Annotated in this window: 23 protein-coding genes and 3 pseudogenes; 18 read left to right on the top strand and 8 right to left on the bottom strand. The window is 72.8% G+C overall.

Annotated features, from left to right (window positions below):
* The first annotated feature begins 20 nt into the window (after positions 1–20).
* The 4 genes from ACIA77_RS02505 (at position 21) to ACIA77_RS02520 (ending at position 2,503) form a co-directional block, all read left to right on the top strand.
* Positions 21–473 carry a hypothetical protein gene (locus ACIA77_RS02505; protein WP_395883974.1) on the top strand — a complete coding sequence of 151 codons (453 nt, stop codon included), beginning with the start codon at positions 21–23 and terminating at the stop codon, positions 471–473.
* Between the two features lie 115 nt (positions 474–588).
* Positions 589–888, top strand: a complete 300-nt coding sequence (locus ACIA77_RS02510; protein WP_395883975.1) for a WXG100 family type VII secretion target — start codon at positions 589–591, stop codon at positions 886–888.
* A complete protein-coding gene (locus ACIA77_RS02515) occupies positions 885–2,132 on the top strand; it encodes a hypothetical protein (protein WP_395883977.1) in 1,248 nt (415 codons plus the stop codon). Before ACIA77_RS02510 ends, ACIA77_RS02515 begins: the two co-directional genes overlap by 4 nt.
* On the top strand, positions 2,129–2,503 hold the full coding sequence (locus tag ACIA77_RS02520) for a hypothetical protein (protein ID WP_395883978.1): 375 nt from the start codon (positions 2,129–2,131) through the stop codon (positions 2,501–2,503). The genes ACIA77_RS02515 and ACIA77_RS02520 overlap by 4 nt, the downstream gene beginning before the upstream one ends.
* On the opposite strand, the gene ACIA77_RS02525 is transcribed toward ACIA77_RS02520, so the two are convergent.
* A complete protein-coding gene (locus ACIA77_RS02525) occupies positions 2,500–3,330 on the bottom strand; it encodes a dienelactone hydrolase family protein (RefSeq protein ID WP_395883979.1) in 831 nt (276 codons plus the stop codon). The two genes, ACIA77_RS02520 and ACIA77_RS02525, sit on opposite strands and share 4 nt — an antisense overlap.
* Before the next feature lie 470 nt (positions 3,331–3,800).
* Between ACIA77_RS02525 and glmS the strand changes: the two genes are divergently transcribed.
* Both glmS and ACIA77_RS02535 read left to right on the top strand, forming a co-directional pair.
* Positions 3,801–5,663, top strand: coding sequence for a glutamine--fructose-6-phosphate transaminase (isomerizing) (gene glmS / locus ACIA77_RS02530; RefSeq protein ID WP_395883981.1), 1,863 nt, complete (start codon positions 3,801–3,803; stop codon positions 5,661–5,663).
* Positions 5,664–5,675: 12 nt separating this feature from the next.
* Positions 5,676–7,121 carry an NAD(P)H-hydrate dehydratase gene (locus tag ACIA77_RS02535; RefSeq protein ID WP_395883983.1) on the top strand — a complete coding sequence of 482 codons (1,446 nt, stop codon included), beginning with the start codon at positions 5,676–5,678 and terminating at the stop codon, positions 7,119–7,121.
* A 390-nt stretch (positions 7,122–7,511) separates the two neighbouring features.
* On the opposite strand, the gene ACIA77_RS02540 is transcribed toward ACIA77_RS02535, so the two are convergent.
* On the bottom strand, positions 7,512–8,237 hold the full coding sequence (locus ACIA77_RS02540; protein WP_395883984.1) for a class I SAM-dependent methyltransferase: 726 nt from the start codon (positions 8,235–8,237) through the stop codon (positions 7,512–7,514).
* 140 nt (positions 8,238–8,377) lie between these two features.
* Between ACIA77_RS02540 and ACIA77_RS02545 the strand changes: the two genes are divergently transcribed.
* The 7 genes and pseudogenes from ACIA77_RS02545 to ACIA77_RS02575 all read left to right on the top strand — a co-directional run.
* A complete protein-coding gene (locus tag ACIA77_RS02545) occupies positions 8,378–9,181 on the top strand; it encodes a DeoR/GlpR family DNA-binding transcription regulator (protein WP_395883985.1) in 804 nt (267 codons plus the stop codon).
* Entirely contained in the window at positions 9,171–10,610 is a 1,440-nt protein-coding gene (xylB, locus tag ACIA77_RS02550; protein WP_395883986.1) for a xylulokinase, read from the top strand. The genes ACIA77_RS02545 and xylB overlap by 11 nt, the downstream gene beginning before the upstream one ends.
* Before the next feature lie 3 nt (positions 10,611–10,613).
* Entirely contained in the window at positions 10,614–11,714 is a 1,101-nt protein-coding gene (locus ACIA77_RS02555; RefSeq protein WP_395883987.1) for an ABC transporter ATP-binding protein, read from the top strand.
* Positions 11,715–11,743: 29 nt separating this feature from the next.
* On the top strand, positions 11,744–12,862 hold the full coding sequence (gene alr / locus ACIA77_RS02560) for an alanine racemase (RefSeq protein WP_395883988.1): 1,119 nt from the start codon (positions 11,744–11,746) through the stop codon (positions 12,860–12,862).
* Complete coding sequence (locus ACIA77_RS02565; RefSeq protein WP_395883990.1) at positions 12,859–13,950, top strand: alpha/beta fold hydrolase; 1,092 nt, start codon at positions 12,859–12,861, stop codon at positions 13,948–13,950. Before alr ends, ACIA77_RS02565 begins: the two co-directional genes overlap by 4 nt.
* Positions 13,947–14,405, top strand: coding sequence for a tRNA (adenosine(37)-N6)-threonylcarbamoyltransferase complex ATPase subunit type 1 TsaE (gene tsaE, locus ACIA77_RS02570; RefSeq protein ID WP_395883991.1), 459 nt, complete (start codon positions 13,947–13,949; stop codon positions 14,403–14,405). The genes ACIA77_RS02565 and tsaE overlap by 4 nt, the downstream gene beginning before the upstream one ends.
* 53 nt (positions 14,406–14,458) lie before the next feature.
* Positions 14,459–14,967: pseudogene (locus tag ACIA77_RS02575) on the top strand (integrase core domain-containing protein); the annotation flags it as partial.
* Positions 14,968–14,980: 13 nt separating this feature from the next.
* On the opposite strand, the gene ACIA77_RS02580 reads toward ACIA77_RS02575, so the two are convergent.
* Together ACIA77_RS02580 and ACIA77_RS02585 are read right to left on the bottom strand one after the other, a co-directional pair.
* Positions 14,981–16,306, bottom strand: coding sequence for a carboxyl transferase domain-containing protein (locus ACIA77_RS02580; RefSeq protein ID WP_395883992.1), 1,326 nt, complete (start codon positions 16,304–16,306; stop codon positions 14,981–14,983).
* Positions 16,303–17,727, bottom strand: coding sequence for an acyl-CoA synthetase (locus ACIA77_RS02585; protein ID WP_395884316.1), 1,425 nt, complete (start codon positions 17,725–17,727; stop codon positions 16,303–16,305). The genes ACIA77_RS02580 and ACIA77_RS02585 overlap by 4 nt, the downstream gene beginning before the upstream one ends.
* A gap of 154 nt (positions 17,728–17,881) precedes the next feature.
* Between ACIA77_RS02585 and tsaB the strand changes: the two genes are divergently transcribed.
* The 3 genes from tsaB to tsaD are packed head-to-tail and all read left to right on the top strand — an operon-like array spanning position 17,882 to position 20,072.
* Positions 17,882–18,547 carry a tRNA (adenosine(37)-N6)-threonylcarbamoyltransferase complex dimerization subunit type 1 TsaB gene (gene tsaB / locus ACIA77_RS02590; RefSeq protein WP_395883993.1) on the top strand — a complete coding sequence of 222 codons (666 nt, stop codon included), beginning with the start codon at positions 17,882–17,884 and terminating at the stop codon, positions 18,545–18,547.
* Positions 18,544–19,026 (top strand): ribosomal protein S18-alanine N-acetyltransferase, encoded by a 483-nt coding sequence (gene rimI / locus ACIA77_RS02595; RefSeq protein WP_395883994.1) that lies wholly within the window; start codon positions 18,544–18,546, stop codon positions 19,024–19,026. The genes tsaB and rimI overlap by 4 nt, the downstream gene beginning before the upstream one ends.
* Entirely contained in the window at positions 19,026–20,072 is a 1,047-nt protein-coding gene (gene tsaD / locus ACIA77_RS02600) for a tRNA (adenosine(37)-N6)-threonylcarbamoyltransferase complex transferase subunit TsaD (RefSeq protein WP_395883995.1), read from the top strand. The genes rimI and tsaD overlap by 1 nt, the downstream gene beginning before the upstream one ends.
* Here the strand turns inward: tsaD and wecB are convergent.
* The 4 genes and pseudogenes from wecB to ACIA77_RS02620 form a co-directional block, all read right to left on the bottom strand.
* Positions 20,069–21,214 (bottom strand): non-hydrolyzing UDP-N-acetylglucosamine 2-epimerase, encoded by a 1,146-nt coding sequence (gene wecB, locus ACIA77_RS02605; RefSeq protein ID WP_395884317.1) that lies wholly within the window; start codon positions 21,212–21,214, stop codon positions 20,069–20,071. The genes tsaD and wecB overlap by 4 nt on opposite strands.
* A gap of 122 nt (positions 21,215–21,336) precedes the next feature.
* Positions 21,337–21,516, bottom strand: a complete 180-nt coding sequence (locus ACIA77_RS02610; protein ID WP_395883996.1) for an LPXTG cell wall anchor domain-containing protein — start codon at positions 21,514–21,516, stop codon at positions 21,337–21,339.
* A gap of 7 nt (positions 21,517–21,523) precedes the next feature.
* A complete protein-coding gene (locus ACIA77_RS02615; RefSeq protein WP_395883997.1) occupies positions 21,524–21,826 on the bottom strand; it encodes a choice-of-anchor P family protein in 303 nt (100 codons plus the stop codon).
* Between the two features lie 118 nt (positions 21,827–21,944).
* Positions 21,945–22,640 (bottom strand): annotated as a pseudogene (locus ACIA77_RS02620) (hypothetical protein); the annotation flags it as partial.
* A gap of 32 nt (positions 22,641–22,672) precedes the next feature.
* Between ACIA77_RS02620 and xrtP the strand changes: the two are divergent.
* Both xrtP and ACIA77_RS02630 read left to right on the top strand, forming a co-directional pair.
* Positions 22,673–23,158, top strand: a pseudogene (gene xrtP, locus ACIA77_RS02625) (exosortase P).
* Between the two features lie 53 nt (positions 23,159–23,211).
* On the top strand, positions 23,212–24,540 hold the full coding sequence (locus tag ACIA77_RS02630) for a glycosyltransferase (protein WP_395884318.1): 1,329 nt from the start codon (positions 23,212–23,214) through the stop codon (positions 24,538–24,540).

Below are 24,540 nucleotides of genomic sequence, written 5' to 3' on the forward strand. Positions count from 1 at the left end.
GCGTCCGGAAGGGGAGACCGATGAGTTCACAGGACGCGCTGGCCGCGATGCGCGCCAAGCTTGCGACGCTGGACGCCGAGAGCAGCGCCCGCGCGGCCCTGCTCGATCGCAGCCGCACCGAGGCGGTGGCGGAGAGCAAGGAGAAGCTCGAGAAGCAGGGGAAGATCCAGGGCGAGGTGTTCGTCCGGCTGCAGGAGCGCAACCGGCGCGCGAAGGCGGCTGGTGGCTGGGCGACGGAGAAGACCGTCGGCGACCGGCACGACGACGAGGACGATTTCGGGTTCGAAGAGGACGAGACCGCGAACGAACGGCGGGCCGGGTTCCGCCCGGCCGACGAGCCGGAGCTCACGACCGGCCGGCGCTCGGCTCTTCGTTCCGCGCCTGCGCCCGCCGAGCCAGCGGGTCGCCACCGGAGGGCTGCGCACGCGGCTGACGAAGACGACTTCGGCGACACCGACTGGCTCGCGACCTGATCGGTTCGCCGATGTCGGTTCTGCCGGGCTCGTTCACTCGGTAGATTCGCCCAGGAGGGGCACCGGACGCCGCCCGGGTGCGTCGGACCGGGGTGGGCGGAGTGAGGAGCGCGTGATGCCTGAGGGAGGCCACCGGTCGGATACCGAGGTGATGCGGTCGGCGCGCGGTGCGCTCGAGGCCGCGGCGGGGGAGGTCACCGGGGTGGTGACGCAGGTCACCGCGGCGGATTTCGGGCGGGTGCACGGCGGGGCGTTCGGCGCGTACCGCAGCGGGTTCGGCGCGTTGAGTGACGCGATGCGGGCGTACGCGGAGCAGCTCACGGCGTTCGGCGGGTCGCTCGACGTGGCCGCGGGGCGCTACGCGGACCTGGAGGCCGACCGCGTCGACCAGATCCGGAAGACGGGGGACCGATGACCGAGCCGGCCGTCGACGCGCTGCGCGGCCCCGCGGAGGTGGGGACGTCCGACGAGGTGCTTGCGCTCGCGGCACCGGCGCTGGACTTCTTCGCGCAGTGGGCGGAGGTCTGGAACGCGCGGCCGAGCGCGGCGCGGATCGACGTGGAGAAGGACGTCCGGGAGAAGTTCCAGGAGAGCGCGGGCCTCGACTTCCGCAAGTTCCTCGCCGACGCCGACGCGCTGGCTCGCGCGCACGAGACCGTCACGGCGGCCCGCGCCGACGCGGACGGTGCCGTGACCAGCTTGTTCCGCGACTGGGAGAGCGCGGCGGCCTCCGCCGCGAAGGAGTCGTTCGAGGGCATCCGGCCCGACGACCTCGCCGACCAGCTCGACGGTGCCGCCCAGCTCATCTCCGAGACGATGACCCACGTCTTCACCGTGCTGAAGTCCGAAGTGGACGAAGTGCTGAAGCTGCGCGTCGACGAAGTCGCGGGGGCGCCGCTCGCCGTCGCGCAGCGGGCGGTGCGCCTGGCGCAAGGCGAGGCGCTGACGCAGGACGAGCTGCTGGACCTCGCGCGCTGGCTCGACGGCGCCGCCCCCGGCAACGACCTCCACGACCGGCTGCGCGACTGCGAGCCCGGCGACCACGACTACGCCGTGCGCGCGGCCCGGCAGTGGCTCGATGGTCCTTTCGCGACGGAGTTCGGCGGCCGGTACACGGCGTTCCGCAACCTCTGCGCCACGGCTACCTCCGCCATCGACGGGCATTTCCAGGCCCTGAACCGGTTTCTGACGAGCTTCGGTCCGGTCGGGACGTCCACAGTGGAGCGCGTGGTGGACACGCCCGCGATGGGCCTGCCGGTGCTCGAGCTCCCGGCGATGGACCTCCCGGGCCCGGGTGAGCCCGACCCGGTCACCGGTTCCAGCTCGGGGGACCTGGACGACTCGACGACGGCATCGTCCTTTTCGGACATCGGCCAGCACGTCCTCGACGCGCCCGAGCACCACCCGGCGGACAACGAGCTCGGCACCGCGCCCGGCGGCGACATCACGTTCGACCCGCTCGGCACCGGCTCCGAAGCGATGCCCGAGGACATGAGCGGTTTCGGCGGAGTGGGCGTGCTCGGCGCGATGGGCGGCCTCGGCGCGGCCCCCGACCAGCAGCGCAGCGCCGCCCGTCTCGGCGCGGACGTCTTCGACACGCGCGGCTCCGGCGGCCGCATCTCGGGGTCCCTGGACGAGCCGCCCGGCGGCGGTCGGTGAGCGACGCCGCGGATCGCCTCGCCGCCGCCCGCGCCGCCCAGGACGCCGCCACCCGCGAACACCAGGACCGCCGCGCGCTACGTGACCGGCACGTCGCCACCGCCACGTCGTCCGCCGGCAGCGCGCTCCAGCGTGACGCCGCGACCCACGGCCGCTACCTCACGCGCGCCCAGGACCTGCAACGACGTCACCGCGAAGCCGGCGGCTGGCTCACCGAACGCACCATGACCGACCGCGACCGCACCATCGACCTGGCGCTGCCGGCCGACCTGCCCGCCGACGAGCCGCTCCCGCCACTACCCGGCCGCGACGAGCACCCGGAATCCTTCGACGACCACGACTTCTCGAACAACAAGTGGATGGTCGACTAGGCGGCGGGTTCGTCCGTCAGCTCGATCGGCGCGCGCTTGACGTCCGCGTCGAGCAGCGGCAGGTACTTGTCGGTGCCCGTCAGATGGGTCAGGAAGAACGCCGTGAACAGCGCGCGCGTCAGTTGCTGCGTGCGGCGCTGCGGTTTGCCGTGCAGGAGGAGCTGGCTCCAGTGCCGACCCTCGGTGATCGCGAGGTGCGACGACTTGCCCAGCGTGCGCAGCTGCACGGGCCCGGCCCAGGCCGACGCGATGGCCTCCGCGTGGGCGACGGCCGGGGCGACCAGGTCTTCCTCCGCCGCGAGGTGCAGGCCGGGGGCCGTGATGAGCTGGGCCGCCGCGGAGGCCGACGGGAAGGTCTGGGCCGCGGTGATCGTCGCGACTGCCCGCACGCGGGGGCGCGCGTCGTCGTCGCTCGCGGCGGCCTGGGCGGCCGCGAGCACGGCGGAGCCGCCACCGGTGGAGTGGCCCGCGAGGCCGAGCTTGTCGGGGTCGACGCTGATGCCGTCGGGTCCGAGGCGGACGTTCGTGACGACGTCGAGCGTCGTCAGCAGGTCGCTGGCCAGCAGCCGGTGCGACGGGAACGGCCCGCCCTGCGTCGCCGGCGCCGCCGCGACGACCCCCCAGCTCGCCAGGTGGTGCAACAGGTGCCGGTACCGCGCGGCCGGCTGCAACCACCCGTGCCCGAACGCGATCGCCGGCAGCCCCAGCCCCTGCCGGGGCGTGAACACGACCCCCGGCAGCCCGACCAGGGCAAGGTTGCCGCGCAGGACCTCGTGGGGCCCAGGGTGTGACAGCTCCGCGAGCAGTTGCTTGGGCTTGCTGGCCATGCGCGTGACCTTACTGCCCGTGCCGGGCCTCGGCCCGTCCGCCGCTCCGGGTGCCCGGCCCGGTGTGTGGCGGGTGGGTCGTGGCCGGTCTGTCCGCTGGCTCGCCTGTTGCCGAGCAGGAGGTGCGCTGTGCCGTGGGGTGGGCGTGCGGCATACGGCTGGACTGACACGCCGCGGGGGCTGTGGTTCATCGCAGGCTCCGAAGGTGGTGGCTCGCGGAGTCCGCTGCCTCGCCGAAACCCCGCCCACACCCGTCGAGCGCCGCACCCACTCCCACCCCAGCTGCACCCACTGTCCACCCCAGCCGCACCCCGATGCCGGGGCACCCCAGCCCCGACCCCTCACCATCACTCACCAGAGCTCGCCGACTGCGGACCGTTACCGGTGCATCCCCGCTGGTCAACCGGGCTGAAATGCCCCGGGAAGGTACCGGAGTAGGGGACTGGACATCCCTCGTTAGGCTTGTTCGCGTGTGTGGAATCGTGGGATATGTCGGACACCGGCCGGCCCTGGACGTCGTCCTGGGTGGGCTCCGGCGGATGGAGTACCGCGGCTACGACTCGGCCGGGGTGGCGGTGCTGGACGGCGCCGGCGCTCTGAACGTCGAGCGCAAGGCCGGGCGCCTCGCCAACCTGGAGGCGCAGCTCGACGCGGTGGGCAGGGACGCGTTCGCCGGCACGGCGGGCATGGGCCACACCCGTTGGGCGACGCACGGCGCGCCCGTCGACCGCAACTCGCACCCGCACCGGGACGCCACCGGGCGGGTCGCGGTGGTGCACAACGGGATCATCGAGAACTTCGCCGCACTGCGCGCCGAGCTGGAAGCCGACGGCGTGGAGATGGCGAGCGACACCGACACGGAGACCGCGGCGCACCTCGTGGCCCGCGCGTACACCGGCGGTGAGACCCAGGGCGACCTGCCCGCGAGCGTCGCGGCCGTGTGCCGGCGGCTGGAGGGTGCGTTCACGCTCGTGGTGACGCACGCCGACGAGCCCGACACGATCGTCGCCGCGCGGCGGTCGTCGCCGCTGGTGGTGGGTGTGGGCGAGGGTGAGACGTTCGTCGCGTCCGACGTGGCGGCGTTCATCGAGCACACCCGCGAGGCCGTCGAGCTGGGGCAGGACCAGCTGGTGGTCATCACCCGCGACGGCTACGAGGTCACCGACTTCCACGGTGACGCCGCGCAGGCCAAGCCGTTCACCGTCGACTGGGACCTGTCGGCCGCCGAGAAGGGCGGCCACGAGTACTTCATGCTCAAGGAGATCGACGAGCAGCCCGAGGCGCTGGCCAACACGCTGCGCGGCCACTTCGAGGCTGGCCGGATCATCCTCGACGAGCAGCGCATCTCCGACCAGGACCTGCGCGACGTCGACAAGGTCTTCGTCGTCGCCTGCGGGTCGGCCTACCACTCGGGCCTGGTCGCCAAGTACGCGATCGAGCACTGGTGCCGCCTGCCGGTGGAGGTCGAGCTGGCGTCGGAGTTCCGCTACCGCGACCCGGTGCTCGACCGCGACACGCTCGTCGTTGCCGTTTCGCAGTCCGGTGAGACCGCCGACACGCTGGAAGCCGTCCGCCACGCGCGCGAGCAGAAGGCGCGCGTGCTGGCCGTCTGCAACACCAACGGCGCCCAGATCCCGCGTGAGTCCGATGCCGTGCTGTACACGCACGCCGGTCCGGAGATCGGGGTCGCGTCGACGAAGGCGTTCCTCGCGCAGATCGCCGCCAACTACCTCGTGGGCCTGGCGCTCGCGCAGGCCCGCGGCACCAAGTACCCCGACGAGGTCGCCCGCGAGTTCGCCGAGCTCGAGGCGATGCCGGCCGCCGTGCAGAAGGTGCTGTCCACTGTGGACCAGACCCGCGACGTCGCGCGGCGTATCGCCGACTCGCGCGCGGTGCTGTTCCTCGGCCGCCACGTGGGGTTCCCGGTGGCGCTCGAAGGCGCGCTGAAGCTCAAGGAACTCGCGTACATGCACGCCGAGGGCTTCGCCGCCGGCGAGCTGAAGCACGGCCCGATCGCGCTGATCGAAGAGGGCCTGCCGGTCGTCGTCGTGATGCCGTCGCCGAAGGGCCGGGCGGTGCTGCACTCGAAGCTGGTGTCCAACATCAGCGAGATCCAGGCCCGCGGTGCCCGCACGATCGTGATCGCCGAGGAGGGCGACGAGACCGTGCGCCCGTTCGCCGACGAGCTGATCGAGATCCCGGCCGTGCCGACGCTGCTGCAGCCGCTGGTGTCCACCGTGCCGCTGCAGGTGCTGGCCGCCGAGATCGCCCGCTCGCGCGGGTACGACGTCGACAAGCCGCGTAACCTGGCGAAGTCGGTCACAGTCGAGTAAGCGAGGCCCGCCGTGCAGGGAATCTGGACCACGGAACGGATTCGCGAGGCGGAGGGCAAGCTGTTCGCCGTCACGCCCGACGGCGAACTGATGCGCCGGGCGTCGTTCGGCCTGGCCACGCAGATCGCGGACCTGCTGGCCGAACGCACCGGTGGCGTCGCCGGCCGGCGGGTGGTCCTGCTCGTCGGCTCCGGCGACAACGGCGGCGACGCGCTGTGGGCCGGCGCCTTCCTGCGCCGCCGCGGCGTGGCCGTCACGGCGGTGCTGCTGAAGCCGGAGAAGGCGCACACCAAGGGATTGGCGGCGCTGACCCGGTCGGGTGGCCGCGCCGTGTCCGTCGAGGACAGTCCACAGTGGATCGCCAAGGCCGACGTGGTGGTCGACGGCATCGTCGGCATCTCCGGGAAGGGCTCGCTGCGGCCCGATGCGGCCGCTCTCGTCGAGCTGGTCGACGCACCGATCGTGGCCGTCGACCTGCCCAGCGGCGTCGACCCCGACACGGGCGCGGCCGACGGCCCGCACGTCACGGCCACCCGCACCGTCACCTTCGGCGGCCTCAAACCCGTGCACGCGCTCGCGCCGCAGCAGTGCGGTGAGGTCGTGCTCGTCGACATCGGCCTGCGGCCCGAGCTCGGCGACCCCGACCTGCTCCGCCTCGAACCGGCCGACCTCGGTGAACTCTGGCCGATGCCCGGGCCCGGCGACGACAAGTACACGCAGGGCGTGGTCGGCATCGCCGCCGGTTCCGCGACGTACCCGGGCGCTGCCGTGCTCGCGTCCGGCTCCGCGGTGCACGCCACCGCCGGCATGGTCCGCTACGCCGGCCCCGCCGCCGACGTCGTGCGGGCGCGCTGGCCCGAGATCGTCGCGACGGGTTCGGTCACCGACGCCGGCCGCGTGCAGGCCTGGGTCGTCGGCCCGGGCATCGGCACCGGCGCCGACGGCCGCGACGTGCTGCGCCACATCCTCGGCCAGGGCGTGCCCGTCTGCGCCGACGCCGACGCGACCACGATCCTCGCCCAGCACCCCGACGTCCTCGACGCGCGCGACCCCGACACCCCGCTCGTCCTCACGCCGCACGCCGGCGAGTACGAGCGCCTGATGGGCAGCCGCCCCGGCGCCGACCGCGTCAAGGCCGCGCGCGCCGCCGCCGCGAAGTACGACGCCGTCGTGCTGCTGAAGGGCCACTGCACCGTCATCGCCGCCCCGGACGACCGCGTCGCCGCCAACACCCCCCGCGGCTCGTGGCTCGCGACCGCCGGCTCCGGCGACGTTCTCACCGGCCTGATCGGCTCCCTGCTGGCCGCCGGCCTCGACCCGTGGCTCGCGGCCGCCGCGGGCGCGCAACTGCACTCCCTCGCGGGCGCCCTGGCCGCCGAAGGCGTGCCCACGTCCGCGTCCGGCCTGGTCGACGCCATCCCCGAGGCGATCAGGGCCGTCCGCGCCGCCACGCTCTAGCTACGGCGCGGCTGAGACTGCCGTGGTCCAGGCAGGAGCAAGGCAGCTCGGCAGACAAGCGCGACCGCGTGGCGAGTTGCGAGTACACGCCACGTGCTTGACCCGGTTGAGATGGCGTTCGGCGACGTCGCGTCGTCAGTAGCCGACCGGGTCGAAGCCGGCTCGGTGGCCGCCGTGGCGATTCGGTATCCGGCGTGGCCGGCTGCCGAGGCGCTGATCGAATGATCAAGTGGTTGGTCAACGGATCCGGTGCTGCGCGATCCAGCAACAGACGACCCGGGTGATGTTGTGACGCGCGGGAAACAGGTCCCCGACCAACGCTCACCGGTCATCCGGCAGGAACTGCAACCGCTCAACGTCGGCGATCAGGGCCGTCCGCGCCGCCACGCTCTAGTCCACCCGCTGGGTGACGAACACGTACTCCTTCCCGGGCCGGTCGGGTGCGTCGCGCACGTCGAGGACGCGGAAGCCGTGGGTGAGCAGGTCCTGCGTGAGTTCGGCGCGCTCGCGGAACCGCAGGGTCGACTCCGACGTGAGCACCGCACCGTCGGGCAGGAAGCGGTAGGTGAAGCGAAAGGTGACGAGCGGCAGGTGCACTCCGGTGACCTGAAGTCGCTGCTCCACTCGGCCGGTGCCCGGGACGTCGAGGGCCACCGGATCGGCGGCCGCCCAGTCCACCCACGCCCGGCGCTCGGGGCGGCGGGTTTCGAACACGAGGTGCCCGCCCGGGCGCAGCGCGGCGCGGAGGCCGCCGAGGGTGCGGGCCCAGTCGTCGTCGGTGAGGAAGACCTGCGCGACGTTCCCGGTCAGGACCGCGAGGTCGGCGGCGAGGTCCGGGAGGGTCGTCGCGTCGCCGTGCAGCCAGCGGACGCGGTCGGCGCCGGGCTTGGTCTGAGCCACCGCGAGCGAAGCCGCGGCGGGGTCGGCGCCCACGACCGTGCGGCCGCCCGCGGCGAGCAGCAGCGCGAGGCTGCCGGTACCGCAGCCGAGGTCGAGCACGCGCTCGGCGCCCAGTTCGTCGGCGATCCCGAGGTAGGCGGCCAGGTCGTCGCGCGGGCCGTCGAACGCGTCGTAGACGGCGGCGAGGCGGGGGTCGGTGAAGAGCGGGTCGGGCATCCGGGAACCGTAACCGGAAGTCGGCGGCGAAGTTATCGAGTTACGTGTTAACTCTCGCGAGAAAATCTGGTAAGAACGCAGTGTGAGCACTGGCGCCTCTGATCAGGTGACCCCCAGCCGGGTCCCGACGGGGGTACGCCGTGCCTAAGACGAGGCCGTCGGACGCGGCCGTCGAGCAGCGGCGGCAGGAGATCCTCGACGAGGTCATCGAGCGGGGCGAGGTGCGCATCGACGACCTCACCGCCCGGTTCGGCGTGAGCCTCATGACGATGCACCGCGACCTCGACGACCTGGCCGAGCGGCGGCTCCTGCGCAAGCTGCGCGGCAAGGTCGAGGCCTACCCGGCGCTGACGATGGAGACGGCCAGCCGCTTCACGCTCCACTCCGCGGAGAAGGTCGCGCTGGCCGAGGCGGCCGTCAAGCACGTCGAGCCCGGTCAGACGGTGTTCGTCGACGACTCCACCACGCTGTTCCCGCTGGTGGAGCGGCTCGCGGAGATCCCGGGCCTCACGGTCATCACCAACTCGCTGCGCGCCGCCCGGCTGCTGGGCACCGGCGTCGACGTCGTGGTCGCCGGTGGGCGGTACGACGCCGAGTACGACTCGTGCTCCGGTCCGGACGTGCTGGCGCTGCTGGACCGGACCCGCGCCGACGTCGCGTTCGTGTCCGTGAGCGCCGTCGCGGTCGGCCGGTTGTTCCACCCCGTGCGGGACTACGCCGAGCTCAAGAAGGCCGTGCTGCGCGCCGCGAACCGCAACGTGCTCGTGCTGGACCACTCGAAGTTCGGCCGCACCGCGACCTACGCGCACGGCGACGTCGGCGACTACGACCTGCTGATCACCAGCGAGGCCACCCCGACCGAGGAGATCGAGGCCGCGCTCAACGCCGGCACGGCCGTGGAGACCGTGGAACACGTCGAGGAGGGGCAGCCGTATGACAGCTGAGCTGGTGGCCGGGATCGACTCGTCGACCCAGTCGACGAAGGTCGTGGTGTGCGACGCGCGCACGGGCGAAGTCGTGCGCACCGGCCGCGCGCCGCACCCCGAGGGCACGGAGGTGGACCCCGCGGCCTGGTGGCAGGCGTTCGGCGAGGCGACCGACGGTGTGCTCGACGGGGTGCGGGCCATCGGCATCGGCGGTCAGCAGCACGGCATGGTCACCCTCGACGAGGCCGGGGAGGTGGTTCGCCCCGCCCTGCTCTGGAACGACACGCGCTCCGCGCAGGCCGCCCAGGACCTCACCGAGGAACTGGGCGGCGCCGGTGTCTGGGCCAAGTCCGTGGGCTCCGTGCCGGTCGCGAGCTTCACCGTCACGAAGCTGCGCTGGCTCGCCGAGCACGAGCCCGCCAACGCCGACCGCGTCGCGCGCGTCCTGCTGCCGCACGACTGGCTCACCTGGCGCCTGCTCGGCAAGCCGGAGACGGCCGTGACCGACCGCGGCGACGCGTCCGGCACCGGCTACTTCTCGCCGACGGAGAACGCCTATCGCCTCGACGTGCTGGCCCACGCGTTCGGCGGCCGCACGCCCGAGCTGCCGACCGTGCTCGGCCCCGCGGACGTCGCCGGTCACACCGACCAGGGCCTGGTCGTTTCCGCCGGCACGGGCGACAACATGGCCGCCGCGCTGGCCCTGGAGCTGGAGCCCGGCGACGCCGTGATCTCGATCGGCACCAGCGGCACCGTCTTCGGCGTGGCCGAGACCGGCTCCGCCGACGCGACCGGCCTCGTCGCCGGGTTCGCCGACGCCACGGGCAAGTTCCTGCCGCTCACCGCCGCTCTGAACGCGGCGCGCGTGCTCACCGCCGGCGCCGCGCTGCTCGGCGTCGAACTGCCCGAGTTCGACCGCCTCGCGCTCGCGGCCGAGCCGGGCGCGGGCGGGCTCACGCTGCTGCCGTACCTCGACGGCGAGCGCACCCCGAACCTGCCGGGCGCCACGGGTTCGCTGCACGGCCTGACCAGGGCGAACATGACCTCCGAGAACCTCGCGCGGGCCACCGTCGAGGGCATGGTCTGCGGCCTCGCCGCCGGTCTCGACGCCGTGCGCGCGCAGGGCCTGGACGTGCGCCGCGTGCTGCTCATCGGCGGCGGCGCGCAGTCCGCGGCCGTGCGGGCCGTCGCGCCGATCGTGCTCGGGGTGCCCGTGGTGATCCCCGAGGCCGGCGAGTACGTGGCGCTCGGCGCCGCGCGCCAGGCCGCGTGGGCGCTGGCCGGCACCGCCGAAGCGCCCGCCTGGGTGGGCGAAGGACCTGGAAACCGGCTCGTGCTGGACGAGCCGGCCGAGGCGCAGCGCGCCGCGGGCATGGAGATCCAGCGCCGCCACCTCGAGGCACGGGAAGCCGCGCACGGGGTTCCCGCGAAATTCGGAGAGGACTGACCGATGGCCACCATCACCTACGACAAGGCGACCCGGCGCTACCCCGGCACCGATCGGCCTGCTGTCGACGCGCTCGACCTGGAGATCGCCGACGGCGAATTCCTCGTGCTGGTCGGCCCGTCGGGTTCCGGCAAGTCGACCGCCCTGCGCATGCTCGCGGGCCTCGAGGACGTCGACGAGGGCTCGATCTGGATCGGCGACCGCGACGTGACGCAGCTGCCGCCGCGTTCGCGCGACATCGCGATGGTGTTCCAGAACTACGCGCTGTACCCGCACATGACCGTCGCGCAGAACATGGGCTTCGCGCTGAAGATCGCGGGCCGCCCGGCGTCGGAGATCAAGCAGAAGGTGCTCGAAGCCGCGAAGCTGCTGGACATCGAGCAGTACCTCGACCGCAAGCCGAAGGCCCTGTCCGGTGGTCAGCGCCAGCGCGTCGCCATGGGTCGCGCGATCGTGCGCGAGCCGCAGGTGTTCCTCATGGACGAGCCGCTGTCCAACCTGGACGCGAAGCTGCGCGTGTCGACGCGTACGCAGATCGCCGCCCTGCAGCGTCGCCTCGGCGTCACCACCGTGTACGTCACGCACGACCAGGTCGAGGCCATGACGATGGGCGACCGCGTGGCCGTGCTGTCCGACGGCCTGCTGCAGCAGTGCGACACCCCGCGCGCCCTGTACGACCACCCGGCCAACGTGTTCGTCGCCGGCTTCATCGGCTCGCCCGCCATGAACCTCGTTTCGGCGAAGCTCACCACCGACGGCGCCGAGGTCGGCGGCGCGAGCGTCCCGCTCACGTCGGCGATCCGCTCGGCCGCCGACGGGGACACCGTGACGCTGGGCTTCCGGCCCGAGTCGCTGGAGGTCACCACCGACACCGCCGGTTCCCTGCCCATCAAGGTCGACCTCGTGGAGGAGCTGGGCTCCGACGCCTTCGTCTACGGCAAGCTCGCGGGGTCCGTCGACGTCGCGGCCGAGGGCTCGTCGAAGAACGTGGTCGTGCGCGTCGACCCGCGTGCGACCCCGGCCATGGGCGACACGCTGCACCTGCGGATCCGTCCCGACGAGCTGCACGTGTTCTCCGGCACCACCGGGCTGCGCCTGCCCTGAGCACCTCGCATGGGAAACTGGCAGTCGTTATGACTGCCAGTTTCCCGCGAGCCGAGGTCGTGATCGACCTCGGCGCCGTGCGCCACAACGTCGCCCTCCTGGCCGCGCGCGCGTCCGGCTCGGCCGTGATGGCCGTGGTCAAGGCCGACGCGTACGGCCACGGCGCGGTGCCCGTCGCGCGCGCCGCCGTGGAGGCGGGCGCCACCTGGCTGGGCACGTGCTCGCTGGGTGAAGCGCTGGATCTGCGGCGCGCGGGGCTGTCCGTGCGCCTGTTCAGCTGGCTCGACGTGCCGGAGGTCGACTTCGCCCCCGGCATCGAGGCCGACGTCGACCTCGGCGTGAGCTCCGTCGACGAGCTCGAGCGCATCGCGGCCGCGGCCCGGCAGCTCGGGAAACGCGCGCGCGTGCACCTGAAGATCGACACGGGCCTGTCGCGCAACGGCTGCCAGCCCGCCGACTGGCCGGAGCTGGTCGAGGCCGCCGCGACGGCCTCCGGCGTCGAGGTGGTCGCCGTGTGGTCGCACCTCGCGTGCGCCGACGAACCGGGCCACCCGTCGATCGACCTCCAGGCCAAGCGCTTCGCCGACGCGTACGACGTCGCGCGCGCGGCGGGCCTTAAACCGCTGCGCCACCTCGCGAACTCCGCGGCGGTGCTCACGCGGCCCGACCTGCACTTCGACCTCGTGCGCCCGGGCATCGCGATCTACGGGCTGAATCCCGTGCCGCAGGCCGAAGATCTCCGCCCGGCCATGACGTTCCGCGCGGCCGTGGCGCTCACGAAGCGGCTGCCGGCGGGCGAGTCCGTCTCGTATGGACACACGTGGACGACCAAGCGCGACACCACGCTTGCGCTCGTGCCCGCCGGATACGCCGACGGGGTGCCGCGGTCGCTGTCGGGCCGCATGGAGGTGTGGCTCGGCGGGCGCCGGCGCGAGGTGGCGGGCCGCGTGTGCATGGACCAGCTCGTGGTCGACTGCGGTGACGACACCCCGGCCGTCGGCGACGAGGTCGTGCTCTTCGGCGCCGGTGGCTCGGGTGAGCCGACGGCGCGCGAGTGGGCCGACACGCTGGGCACGATCGACTACGAGATCGTCACCTCGATGTACCGGCCGCGCGTGCGCCGGCGGTACGTGGGGGAGCAGCCGTGAGGCCGTCGAACCGGCTGTGGGCGATCGTCGGCGGGCTCGGCGCCGTCGCCACCGGCACGGCCGCCGCGGCCATCGTCGCGGCGCAGCAACGCAGGCAGAGTGAGGACCAGTTCGTGGACGAGCCGCTGGGCGAGCTGAAGCCCGACCGCGCGTTCACGGTCGCGGCCGAGGACGGCACGCCGCTTTCGGTCGAGGAGATCGACCCGGAGGACGGCGGCGAAGCGGAGCTGACGCTCGTCGGCGTGCACGGGTTCGCGTTGTCCCGCAAGTCGTGGCACTTCCAGCGCCGCGCGATCGCCGCGCTGAAGGTGCCGCGCGTGCGCCAGGTCTACTACGACCACCGCAGCCACGGCCTCTCCGGCGCGGCGACGGCGGAGAACAGCACCATCGAGCAGCTCGCGCACGACCTCGACAGCGTGCTGCGCGCCGTCGTGCCCGACGGTCCGATCGTCCTCATGGGACACTCCATGGGCGGCATGGTGGTGATGGAGCTGGCTTCGCAGCGGCCCGAGCTGTTCGAGGACCGCGTGTGCGGCGTGGTGTTCATCGCGACGGCCGCGGGTGAGGTCGGGGCGCGTGGGCTGCCGCGTTCGCTGCTGTCGAAGTACAACCCGCTGACCAAGGGCGTCGGCAACCTGGCGGGCTGGCAGCCGGGGCTCGTGGAGTTCGTGCGCGCCGCCGGGGGACAGCTGGAGCGCCAGGCCGTGCGCCGCCTGGCGTTCGGCAGCCGCGACGTGTCGCCGCGGCTGGTGGACTTCATGCTCGAAATGCTCGCCGTGACGCCCGTGCGGGGCCTGGTGAACTTCGTCGACACGCTCGGCAGCCACAACCGCTACGCCGCGCTGGCCGGCCTCAAGCACGCCGCGGTCCTCGTGATCGGCGGCGACTCCGACCGCTTCACGCCTTTCGCGCACGCCGAGCGCATCGCGGCCGAGCTGCCCGAGGCCGAACTGGTGCGCGTGCGCGGCGCGGGGCACATGGTGCAGCTCGAACAGCCCGACCTCGTGACGGGCCATCTCATCGATCTCCTGCAGCGCTGCTCCGGCGGCGCCGCACCGAACCGGCGGAACTGGTGGTGGACACGGTGACGTTCCTTCTCGCGACCCCTGAGGACACGATGGCCTTCGGCCGGTCCCTCGGCGCGTCCCTGCGCGCGGGCGACCTCGTGCTGCTGGCCGGTCCGCTGGGTGCCGGCAAGACGACGCTCACCCGCGGCATCGCCGACGGTCTCGGCGTCGGCGGCCGCGTCAGCTCCCCGACGTTCGTGCTGGCCCGCGTCCACGGCGCCGGCCCGGCCGGCGTGCCGCTGGTCCACGTCGACGCCTACCGCCTCGGCGGCGACCTCGCCCAGCTCGACGACCTCGACCTCGACACCGACCTCGAACGCTCCGCCCTCGTCGTCGAATGGGGCGAGGGCTCGGCGGAACGCCTGTCGGAGGACTACCTGGTCGTGCGCATGGCACGCCGCGACGACGACGTGCGCGAGGTGACGCTGGAGCCGCACGGCGCGTGGGCGTCGCGGATCCCGTTGCCGACGGTTTAGGTGTGTTTGGCCAGGACGTTGGTAGCGAGCGGCCTGGTTGACGTCGGGAGAGCCTCATCCGGGCCGGCAAAACCGCCGCGGTGCGCTCTGAGCGGGACCGGCCCGGCGAGCTGGTCCACGTGGACGTCACGAAGATCGGCCGCATCCCCGACGGCGGTGGCTGGCGAGCCCATGGCCGCGTGAACCGGGAAGCCACCCGTGACCGCAGCGTCAAGGTCGGGTTCCACTACGTCCACTCCCTGGTCGACGACCACTCCCGGCCGGCCTACTCCGAGATCCTCCCGGATGAGAAGGGCTCGACCTGTGCTGCGTTCCTGCTCCGGGCGATCACCTAACGAGCACGGCATCCGGCAGAAGTCCACCAGGCCGCACTGCCCTGGCAGAACGGGAAAGTCGAGCGCCTCAACCGGACTCTGCACACCGAATGGGCCTACGGGCAGGTCTTCACCGGCAACACCAACCGAGCCACCGGCCTTTCCCGCGGCTCGAGCACGACAACACCCAACGCCGACACAGCGCACTCGGCGGCCACCCACCCACCAGCCGATTGCCACCAACCTGATGGCCACATACCTCTAGGGCTTGACGATCCCCCGTGCCAGCCCGAGCGCGACGAGGTCCTGCGGCCGCAACCGCAGCTGGTCGGCCGTGGCCGGTACCTCCGTCAGCGGACGTTTGAGGATCGCCGCCGCGGCTTCGGGGGACGTGACGGAGAAGTAGGCGTCCGGGGCGATCCACGTGTTGTCCGGCGCCGCGAAGGCCAGCGCGCCGCCCGAGCCGCCCTCGCCGATGACGAGCGTGGTGACCGGGGCCGACGCTGAGGCGATGGCTTCGAACAGGTCCGCGATGGCGGGGCCGGCGCCGCCCTCTTCGGCGTTCGCGTCGTTGGCGGCGCCGGGGGTGTCGACGAGCGTCAGCACGGGGATCCCCAGCCGGGAGGCCAGGCGCACCAGGCGGGCGGCCGTGCGGAAACCCGCCGGACGCGTCGCGGTGCCGCACTGCGCGGCGTACGCGACCGCGCGCCCGTCGCGCCAGCCCAGGCCGCACAGGACACCGTCGTCGACGCTGCCGGCGCGGTCGCCGCGGATGGGCTCGCGCCAGTCGAAGTAGGTGTCGAGGTATTCGGCCGCGCGCGCCCGGTGGGAGGACCGGGCCAGCCGCACGGCTTCCCAGCCCGTCTCCGGTAGCGCGACCTCCCGCGCGGCCGCGGGCGGCGGCGCCGGCTCCGAGGACCGCGCCGTCACCAGCCGCACCCACCGCTCCAGGACCGCGCCCAGGTCGGCCGGCGAAACGAGCTGGTCGACCTGGCCCCATTCGTAGTGCGCCTCGGCCGTGTAAGCCTCCGAAGGCGAAGTCGCCGGCCGCACGCGCGAGCCCGCGAAGCCCACCTGCGCCAGCGGCAACCCGAGCACCACGTCGGCGCTCGCGCCGAGCGTCGCCCAGCCGCCACCCGTCGTCGGGTCGCGCAGCACGGAGATCTGCGCCACGCCGTCCGCCCGCGCCGCCGCCGACGCGCGCGCGATCCGCTGCAGCTGCGACAACGCCCGCATCCCGTGCTGCATGCGCGAGCCGCCCGTCGCGATCAGCGACACCACCGGCAGCCGCCGCGCCCGCGCCCGCGCGAACGCCGCCTCGACGCGGTCGCCGGTGCGCCGCCCGATCGACCCGCCGAGGAACCCGAACTCCCACACGATCAGCACCACCGGCGCCGCCCCGACCAGCGCCTCGCCGACGACCACGGACTCGCGTTCACCGGTGCGCTCCGCCGCGACGGCGTGGGCCTCGACGTAGCGGGGCCAGCCGATGGGGTCGTCCACCCCGTCCACCACGCCGTCCCATTCGGACAGTTCGGTGAAGCTGGTGGCGAGCTGCGCGATCACCTCGCGCGCCGAGGCCGTCACCCCAGCGCCCGCTTCATGATCTTGCCCATGTCGTTGCGCGGCAAGGCATCCAGGTACCGCACGACCCGCGGCCGCTTGTGCGGAGCGAGCAGTTTCGCGACGTGGTCGGCGAGTTCCCCGGCCGACGGCTGGGAACCGGCGGCGGGCACCACCCACGCCACGATCCGCTCGCCCAGGTCGTCGTCGGGCTCACCCGTCACGGCCGCCTCCGCGACGTCCGGGTGCTCCAGCAGCGCGTTCTCGATCTCGCCCGCGCCGATCTTGTACCCGCCGCTCTTGATCAGGTCCGTCGCTTTCCGGCCGACGATCTTCACGTACCCGTCGGAGTCGCGCGTCGCCATGTCGCCCGTGCGGAACCAGCCGTCGACGACCGCGGCGGCCGTCGCGTCGGGGCGGTTGAGGTACTCGGTGAACAGGTTGGTGCCGCGCACGTGGATCTCGCCGACCGTCTCGGTGTCGGTGATCTCCTCACCCGCGTCGCCGACCAGCCGCAGCTCGACGCCCGCGAGCGGCACCCCGACCGTGCCCGGTTTGCGCTCGCCGTCGGCGCGCACGCTGGTGTTCATCAGCGTCTCGGTCATCCCGTAGCGCTCGACGACCTGCTGCCCGGTCGCCGCCGTGATGCGCTGGTGGTCGTGCACCGGCAGCGCCGCCGACCCCGACACCAGCAGCCGGGCGCCGCGCAACGCGTCGGCCAGCGCGGAGTCGGTCGCCACCGCCTCCGCGATGCGGTGGTACATCGTCGGGACGCCGAACAGCATCGTCGCGCCGCCGCGCAGCTCCCGCGCCACGCCCTCGGTCGAGAACCGGCCGAGGTGGCGCACCGAACCGCCGCGGCGCAGCGGGCCGAGGACGCCCAGGATCAGGCCGTGCACGTGGAACAGCGGCAGGCCGTGCACCAGCACGTCGGCGGCCGTCCACTGCCACGCGTCCTCCAGCGCGTCGAGCGTCGACGCGACAGCGCGGCGGGGGAGCACCACGCCCTTGGGCGGGCCGGTGGTCCCGGAGGTGTAGACGATGAACGCGGGCGCCTCGGCGTCCGGTTCCGCCGACGGCACCGGGCCGGTTCCCGTCAGCGGGATGTCCCGGCGCTCGAGCCCGGACAACCCTTCCGGCAGTTCGGCGCCGGGCTCGGCCAGCACCAGTTCCGGCGCGCTGTCGGCGAGGATGTGAGCGAGCTCGCGTTCGCCGATCTTGGGGTTCAGGGGCACCACCGGCACTCCGGCCAGCAGCCCGGCGACCACGGCGACGCTCGTGTGCAGCGTCGGCGTCGCCCACACCGCGATCCGGCCCGCGGGCAGCCCGGCCGCGAGCGAGCCGGCGACCGCGCCCAGCTCGGCGAAGGTGAGGGCCTGATCGCCGAAGCGCAGCGCCTCTTTCCGGGAACCGGCGGTGATCGCGGGGAACAGCGGATCGGGCACGGCGAGGACCTCCAGCACGGCGTCGGCGGGTGTCAGATCCGCACCGTACCGCGAGGTGACGCTCACCACCTGCGACGCGATTCACACGGCTGAAGGGTTGCCCCGATCGGCCCGCCAGCCTGGTGCTCCGGGACTGGACGTAAGCTGGGATACCGTGCTGGTACTGGCGATCGACACCTCGACCCCGGCCGTGACCGCGGGCATCGTCGCCGTGGACGAGGCGGAACTGACCACCCGGGCTGACCGCGTGACGGTGGACCCGCGAGCCCACGGTGAGCTCATCACCCCGCACGCGACGGCCGCGGCCGAAGCTGCGGGGGTGACCCTGCGCGACCTCGACGCGATCGTCTGCGGCGTCGGCCCCGGCCCGTTCACGGGCCTGCGCGCGGGCCTGGCGACGGCGGCCGCGTACGGCCACGCGCTCGGCATCCCGGTCCACCCCGTGGGCAGCCTCGACGCGATCGCCGCCGAGGTGGTGCGCACCGACAAGCCGTTCCTCGTGCTCACCGACGCGCGCCGCCGCGAGGTGTACTGGGCCGAGTACGACGCCGCGGGCGTCCGCGTGAGCGGTCCCCACGTGCAGAAGCCGGCGGAGGTCGAGACCACCGCGCGCGTCGCCGCCGGGGACGGTGCCCTGCTGCACGCCGCCGCGATCGGCGTCGTGCCCATCGAGCCGCGGTTCCCGTCGCCCGCGGGCCTGGTCGCGGTCGCGCGGGAAGCCCTGCTGACCCGCGCCGAGCCCGCGCCGCTGACGCCGCTGTACCTGCGCCGCCCCGACGCCGTCGAGCCCACGGCTCGGAAACGGGTGACCGCACCGTGAAGCTCGACCGCCTGCGTCGCAGCGACGTCCGGCGCTGCGCGGACATCGAGCGGATCCTCTTCCCGGGCGACGACCCGTGGAGCGCCGCGGCGTTCCACTCCGAACTCGACCAGGGCCACCTGTACGTCGCCGCCCGCTCCGACGACGGCACCGAGCTGCTCGGGTACGCCGGCCTCGCGGTGGTGGGCCGCCGCGGGGACTACGAGACGAGCGTGCACACGATCGGCGTGGTGCCCGAGGCCCAGGGCCAGGGCATCGGCAAGGCCCTGCTGCGCGCGCTGCTGGAACGCGCCGACGAACTGTCGGCGCCGGTGTTCCTCGAGGTGCGCACCGACAACGACACGGCCGTCGGCCTGTACGAACGGCACGGTTTCGAGAAGCTCGGCATCCGGAAGCGCTACTACCAGCCCTCCGGCGCCGACGCCTTCACCATGGTCCGCCCCGCGCGGACCCCGGCACGAGATGAGGTGGCCGGCTGATGTCGCGCGTCATCATGGGAATCGAGAGCTCCTGCGACGAGACCGGCGTCGGACTGGTCCGCCTGCACGACGACGGCTCGGTGGAGCTGCTCGCCGACGAGGTGGCCTCCAGCGTCGAGCAGCACGCGCGCTTCGGCGGCGTGGTGCCCGAGGTCGCCAGCAGGGCGCACCTCGAGGCGATGGTGCCGACGGCCGAGCGCGCGTTCGCGACGGCGGGGCTCAAACTGTCCGATGTGGACGCCATCGCGGTGACGGCGGGTCCCGGCCTGGCGGGCGCGCTGCTGGTGGGCGTCTCCGCGGCGAAGGCGTACGCGTCGGCGCTGGACGTGCCGCTGTACGGCGTGAACCACCTGGCGGGCCACATCGCCGTGGACACGCTGCAGCACGGGCCGTTGCCGTCGCCGGTGCTGGCGCTGCTCGTGTCCGGCGGGCACACGCAGCTGCTGCGCGTGGACGACATCGCGTCGAAGATCACCGAGATCGGGTCCACTGTGGACGACGCGGCGGGTGAGGCCTACGACAAGGTCGCGCGCGTGCTCGACCTGCCGTACCCGGGCGGGCCGCCGATCGACAAGGCGGCGAAGCTCGGCAACGGGTCGGCCATCGCGTTCCCGCGCGGCATGACCGGTCCGCGCGACGCCAAGTTCGACTTCTCGTTCTCCGGCTTGAAAACGGCTGTGGCCCGGTGGGTGGAGAACGTCGAACGCGCCGGCGGCGAGGTGCCGGTGAACGACGTCGCGGCGTCGTTCCAGGAGGCCGTCGCCGACGTGCTGACCGCGAAGGCCGTGAAGGCGGCGCAGGAACAGGGGATCGGCACGATCGTGATCTCCGGCGGCGTCGCGGCCAACTCGCGGCTGTCGGAACTCGCGGCGGAGCGCTGCGCGGCCGCCGGCATCGAGCTGCGCGTGCCGCGCCCGCGGCTGTGCACGGACAACGGCGCGATGATCGCGGCGCTGGGCGCCCACGTCGTCGCGGCCGGGCGGCCGACGGCGCCGTGGGAGTTCTCCGCGAACCCGGGGCTGTCGGTCGAGATCGTGTCGCTCTAGTTCGCGGCTTCCTCCAGCGCCTGCCGGGTAGTGAGCAGGTGCTCGATGGCGGTGACGGCTCGTTCGGCCGCGTGGCCGTCGCCGTACGGGTTCGGTGTGGCCGTGGGGTGGAGCCGGCCCGCCAGCAGGCGCGTCGCGGCGCCGGTGATCCGGGCCGGGTCCGTGCCGACGAGCCACGCGCACCCGGCGTCGACGGCTTCGGTGCGTTCGGTGACGTCGCGCAGGACCAGCACGGGTGTGCCGAACGTCGGCGCTTCTTCCTGGATGCCGCCGGAGTCGGTGAGCACGAGGGACGCCAGGCGCAGCGCGCGCACGAGGTCGGGGTACTCGAGCGGTTCGGTGATCGTGATGCGGCCGACGCCACCGAGCGCGTTCGTGACTTGCGCGCGCACCGCCGGGTTGGGGTGCACGGGGAACAGCACCTGCACGTCTTCGTGCGTTTCGACGATCCGCTTCACGGCCGTGAGCGTCCGGTCCAGCGGCTCACCCCACGACTCGCGCCGGTGCGACGTGACGAGCACCAGCCGTTCCCCGGCCTCCGCGATCTCCATCTCGAGCAGCGCGAGCCCCGGGTCGATCGCGGGCAGGTCCCGCGCCGTGATGGCGAGGACGGCGTCGACCACCGTGTTCCCCGTCAGCACGACGTGCTCCGGCGCGATGCCCTCGGCGTGGAGCGCTCGCTGGGCCGCCACGGTCGGGGCGAGGTGCAGCGCCGCGATCCGCGCGACCATCTGCCGCGTGCCCTCCTCGGGGAACGGCGCCGCGAGGTCCTTCGTGCGCAGCCCGGCTTCCAGGTGGACCACCGGGATGCCCAGCCAGAACGCCGCGAGCGCGCCCGCCAGCCCCGTGGTGGTGTCGCCCTGGACGACCACCGCGGCCGGTCTCAGGTCTCGCAGCTTGGCGTCGAGCGCGGGCAGCAGGCCGGCCACCAGCTCCGCCTGCGTCCCCGCCACGCGCGGGGGAACGTCCAGCCACACGTCGACGCCCACCCCGAACGGCACGAGCGCCTGCTCGACCATCCCCTGGTGCTGCCCGCTGTGGACCACCACGGGCCGCACCCCGGCCCGCCCCGCCAGCGCCACGGCCAGCGGAGCCAGCTTCACCGCCTCCGGCCGGGTACCGGCCAGCACCATCACGTCCACGAGCTCCACACCTTCGAGTGTCCCGGAATTCCGGCCGGGCGACGGGCCGGTTTTTGCTGGTCATCGGCTGCTGCGCGGATCGGCGGCCGCCGCCGTGGACCACGACGGCCGCCGGCCGGCCGCTAGTCCTCCGCGCGGGCGAGGCGCCGGTTGCGGCGGCGGGCGGCGATCACCGCGGCGATCCCGAGGACCACGAGGAGCGCGCCGAGGATGAGCCACCAGCCGACGTCGGCGCCGGTGGCGGCGAGGGTGCCCACGCCGCCACCGGCGACATCGACGCCCGCACCAGGCATCTTGTACATCGATCGATCACCTCGAACCGGGTCGGGCGACCGAGCGGCGCCGCGTGAACCGCAGGCCGACGGGCACGGCGACGGCGGCCAGCACTCCCAGCCCCACCCACAGGCCGGTGCCCGACGCGAGCGGCATCGGCGGTGCGGCCGGGCCGCAGGTCGCCGACGACAGGATCACGTCGCCCGAGCCGAGCGCGCCGACGACGCCGCCCAGCAGCTTCAGGTGCGGCGCGTTGACGGTGAGGCTGCCGTCCGGGTTGTGGATCTGCTCGTTGAGGATCAGCGTGGCGACGTTGACCGGCCCGAGCGCGACCTTCACCTGTGTGTTCGGCGTCGGGTTCGCGTCGACGGTGCCAGCTGCCCAGCTTCGCGTCGGCCAGCGTCGCGCTGCCCTTCACGCCTTCCTGGGTCGCCGTGCAGACGGCCTCGATGACGCCGACGTTCACGTTCCCGAGCACCGCCTTGAGCAACGGCAGCCCGACGCCCGCGACGGACGCCTTCGCCGTGACCGAACCCGAGTTGTCGTCCCGGATCGCCGAGGCCGCGACCGCACCCGTCGTGAGGATGCCGGGCAGGTCGATCTTCGCCAGTAACGCCGAAGTCGGGCCGTTGGTGTCCGCCGCCGAGAGCGGGCCGGCCTTCACCGCGTTCGCGCCGAGGAGCTGGACGTTGACATTGGCGCCGTAGGTGGAACCGTCGCCGGGCGCCGCCGAGGCCGGAACCGCTCCGGCGAGGGCGATGCCCGCCACCACAGCGGCGAGCACCCCGCCTCGTCGCAAGAGGTGTTTCTTCACTGGTCCTCCGATTTTTGTCAGGGTGAGCCGCTGCACGGACGAATCCCGCTGATCAAGAGTCGGCACGCGAGACGGATATCGGTGGTCCCGCCGGAAATGGCACACAATTCTGCCCGGACCACCGAATCGGGTGGTTTCCCGCGGAACGTTTCCCACGTCGGTGCCGCCATCACCTGAACGCCCTAGCAAGGTTCCATTCGTGCCGAAAGGCGCTGGGAGATCCCTGAGAAGGGGATACCGGTGAAAGGTCCGGCTGTGGTGACTCGCGCTGTCGGCGGGATCCGTTCGTTTTCCCGAAGTTTCCGGCTGGGAGGGTCGTTGTGGTGGTGGTGAACGCACCTGTGTCCGGCGCGCCCCGGTTTCCGCTGCGTGTGGCGGTCGCCGGGGCCGTGGCGATCGGCGTGGGGCTCGTGCTGGTGGAGCGGTTCTACCGCGAACTGGAAGTGCAGCTCGCGGGTCTGATCCTGAGGATCATCACCTCATCGGGGCAGTCGGGAAACCGTGTACTTCGGGTTGACCGGCGCTACCCCGTTCGGGTTGAGAATGACCCCGGAATGCTCATCGGTATTCCTGCTACTGCCACTCTTGCTCGTCACCGCGGCCTTCCTGTACTTCCGCCTGCAGAATGCGCGACGGCTGTTTATTTCGCTGGGAATTTCCGCGATCACCGTGATTCTCGTGAATCAGTTGTGCATTCTCACGATCGTCGGTCTCGTGCACGCGCTCGGCACCGACGAGGGCTACTATGGGGGCACACGCTGCTCGGCTCGATGGTCAGCGTGCTCGGCGGCGCGCTCTCGCTCGTGCTGTTCGGCTGGCTCGCCACCCGCGGGAACAAGGCCGGGCGGGCCGCGTGACCGACGCCGGTTTCAAGGTCCTGCTGTCGAGCACGCAGGCGTTCGCGCTGACGATGAGCGTCGCGTTCCTCGTGTACGTCGCGCTGATCGTGGTGCCCTTCTTGCGTCGCAAACCGGCTCCGGTGGGCGATCCGGACGCGTTCACCTGGCACTTCTTCGTGCCGTGCCGCGACGAAGAGGCCGTCATCCGCGAGACCGTGCGGTACCTGCGCACCACGTTCCGCCGGACGCACGTCTGGGTCGTCGACGACGACTCCGACGACCGCACCGCCCGTGTCGTCCGCTCGGTCTGGCGGCGCAACGGCGGCTACGACACCAACCTGCACCTCGTGGAGCGCAAGCGCCCGGACGCCCGCACGGGCAAGGGCGACGCGCTCAACGCCGCCTACCACGAACTCGACGACTGGCTGCCACCCGGCGTGGACCGCGACGAGGTCGTCGTCGTGGTCGTCGACGCCGACGGCCGGCCCGCCCGGAACTGCCTCGAGGTCTGCGCCGCCGGCCACCTCTTCGGCGACGCGAAGATCGGCGCCGTGCAGCTGGACGTGCGGATGAGCAACGTCCGCACCCGCCCGCCGGGGCGCACGTGGTTCGCCCGCGCGTTCGGCCTCAAGCTCGCCCAGCTGCAGGACCTCGAGTTCCGCACCGCGATCGCCGCCATCCAGACCTCTCGCGGCTTCACCGGCACGATCTCCATGGGCGGCAACGGCCCGTTCACCCGCCTGTCGGCCCTCGACTCCATCGCCGGCGCCGAACGCCGGCCCTGGCGCGGCTCCCTGCTGGAGGACTTCGAGCTCGGCGTCCACCTGCTCACGACCGGCTGGCGCACGGGGTTCACGCCGGACTCCCACGTCGCCCAGGAAGGCCTGTACAGCCTGCGGCGCTTCCTCGTGCAGCGCACGCGCTGGGGCCAGGGGACGATGCAGTGCTCGCGCTACCTGCGCCGCATCTGGGATTCACCGCACGTGTCCACTTCGGGCGCCGCGGAGATGATGTACTACCTGGCGCAGCCGTGGCTGCAGCTGCTCGGCTCGCTGCTGTACCCGGTGCCCTTCTTGCTGCTACTCGTCACCACCGCCGGCGATCCGGCCCAGGTCTGGACCTGGTTCACCGGCGGCGCCTGGATCCTCTTCGCGATCTACGGCTCGTTCGGGCTCCTGCCGTTCGTCGTCTGGGGCCCGATCTACCAGCTGAAGTGCCTGCGCAGCAAGAACATCTTCCGCGGCGTCGGCCTGGGCCTGCTCTACGCCGCGTACAGCTACACCTTCTACGTCACGTCGTGGCGTGCGCTGTTCCGCTTGGTGCGCCGCCGCAACGGCTGGTCGAAGACCCGTCGCAACACCGAGGCCACCGCGGGCGTCAAGGTGGCCCTCGACAGCTGA

The sequence above is a fragment of the Amycolatopsis sp. NPDC051903 genome (genome assembly GCF_044452505.1).
Classification (GTDB): domain Bacteria; phylum Actinomycetota; class Actinomycetes; order Mycobacteriales; family Pseudonocardiaceae; genus Amycolatopsis.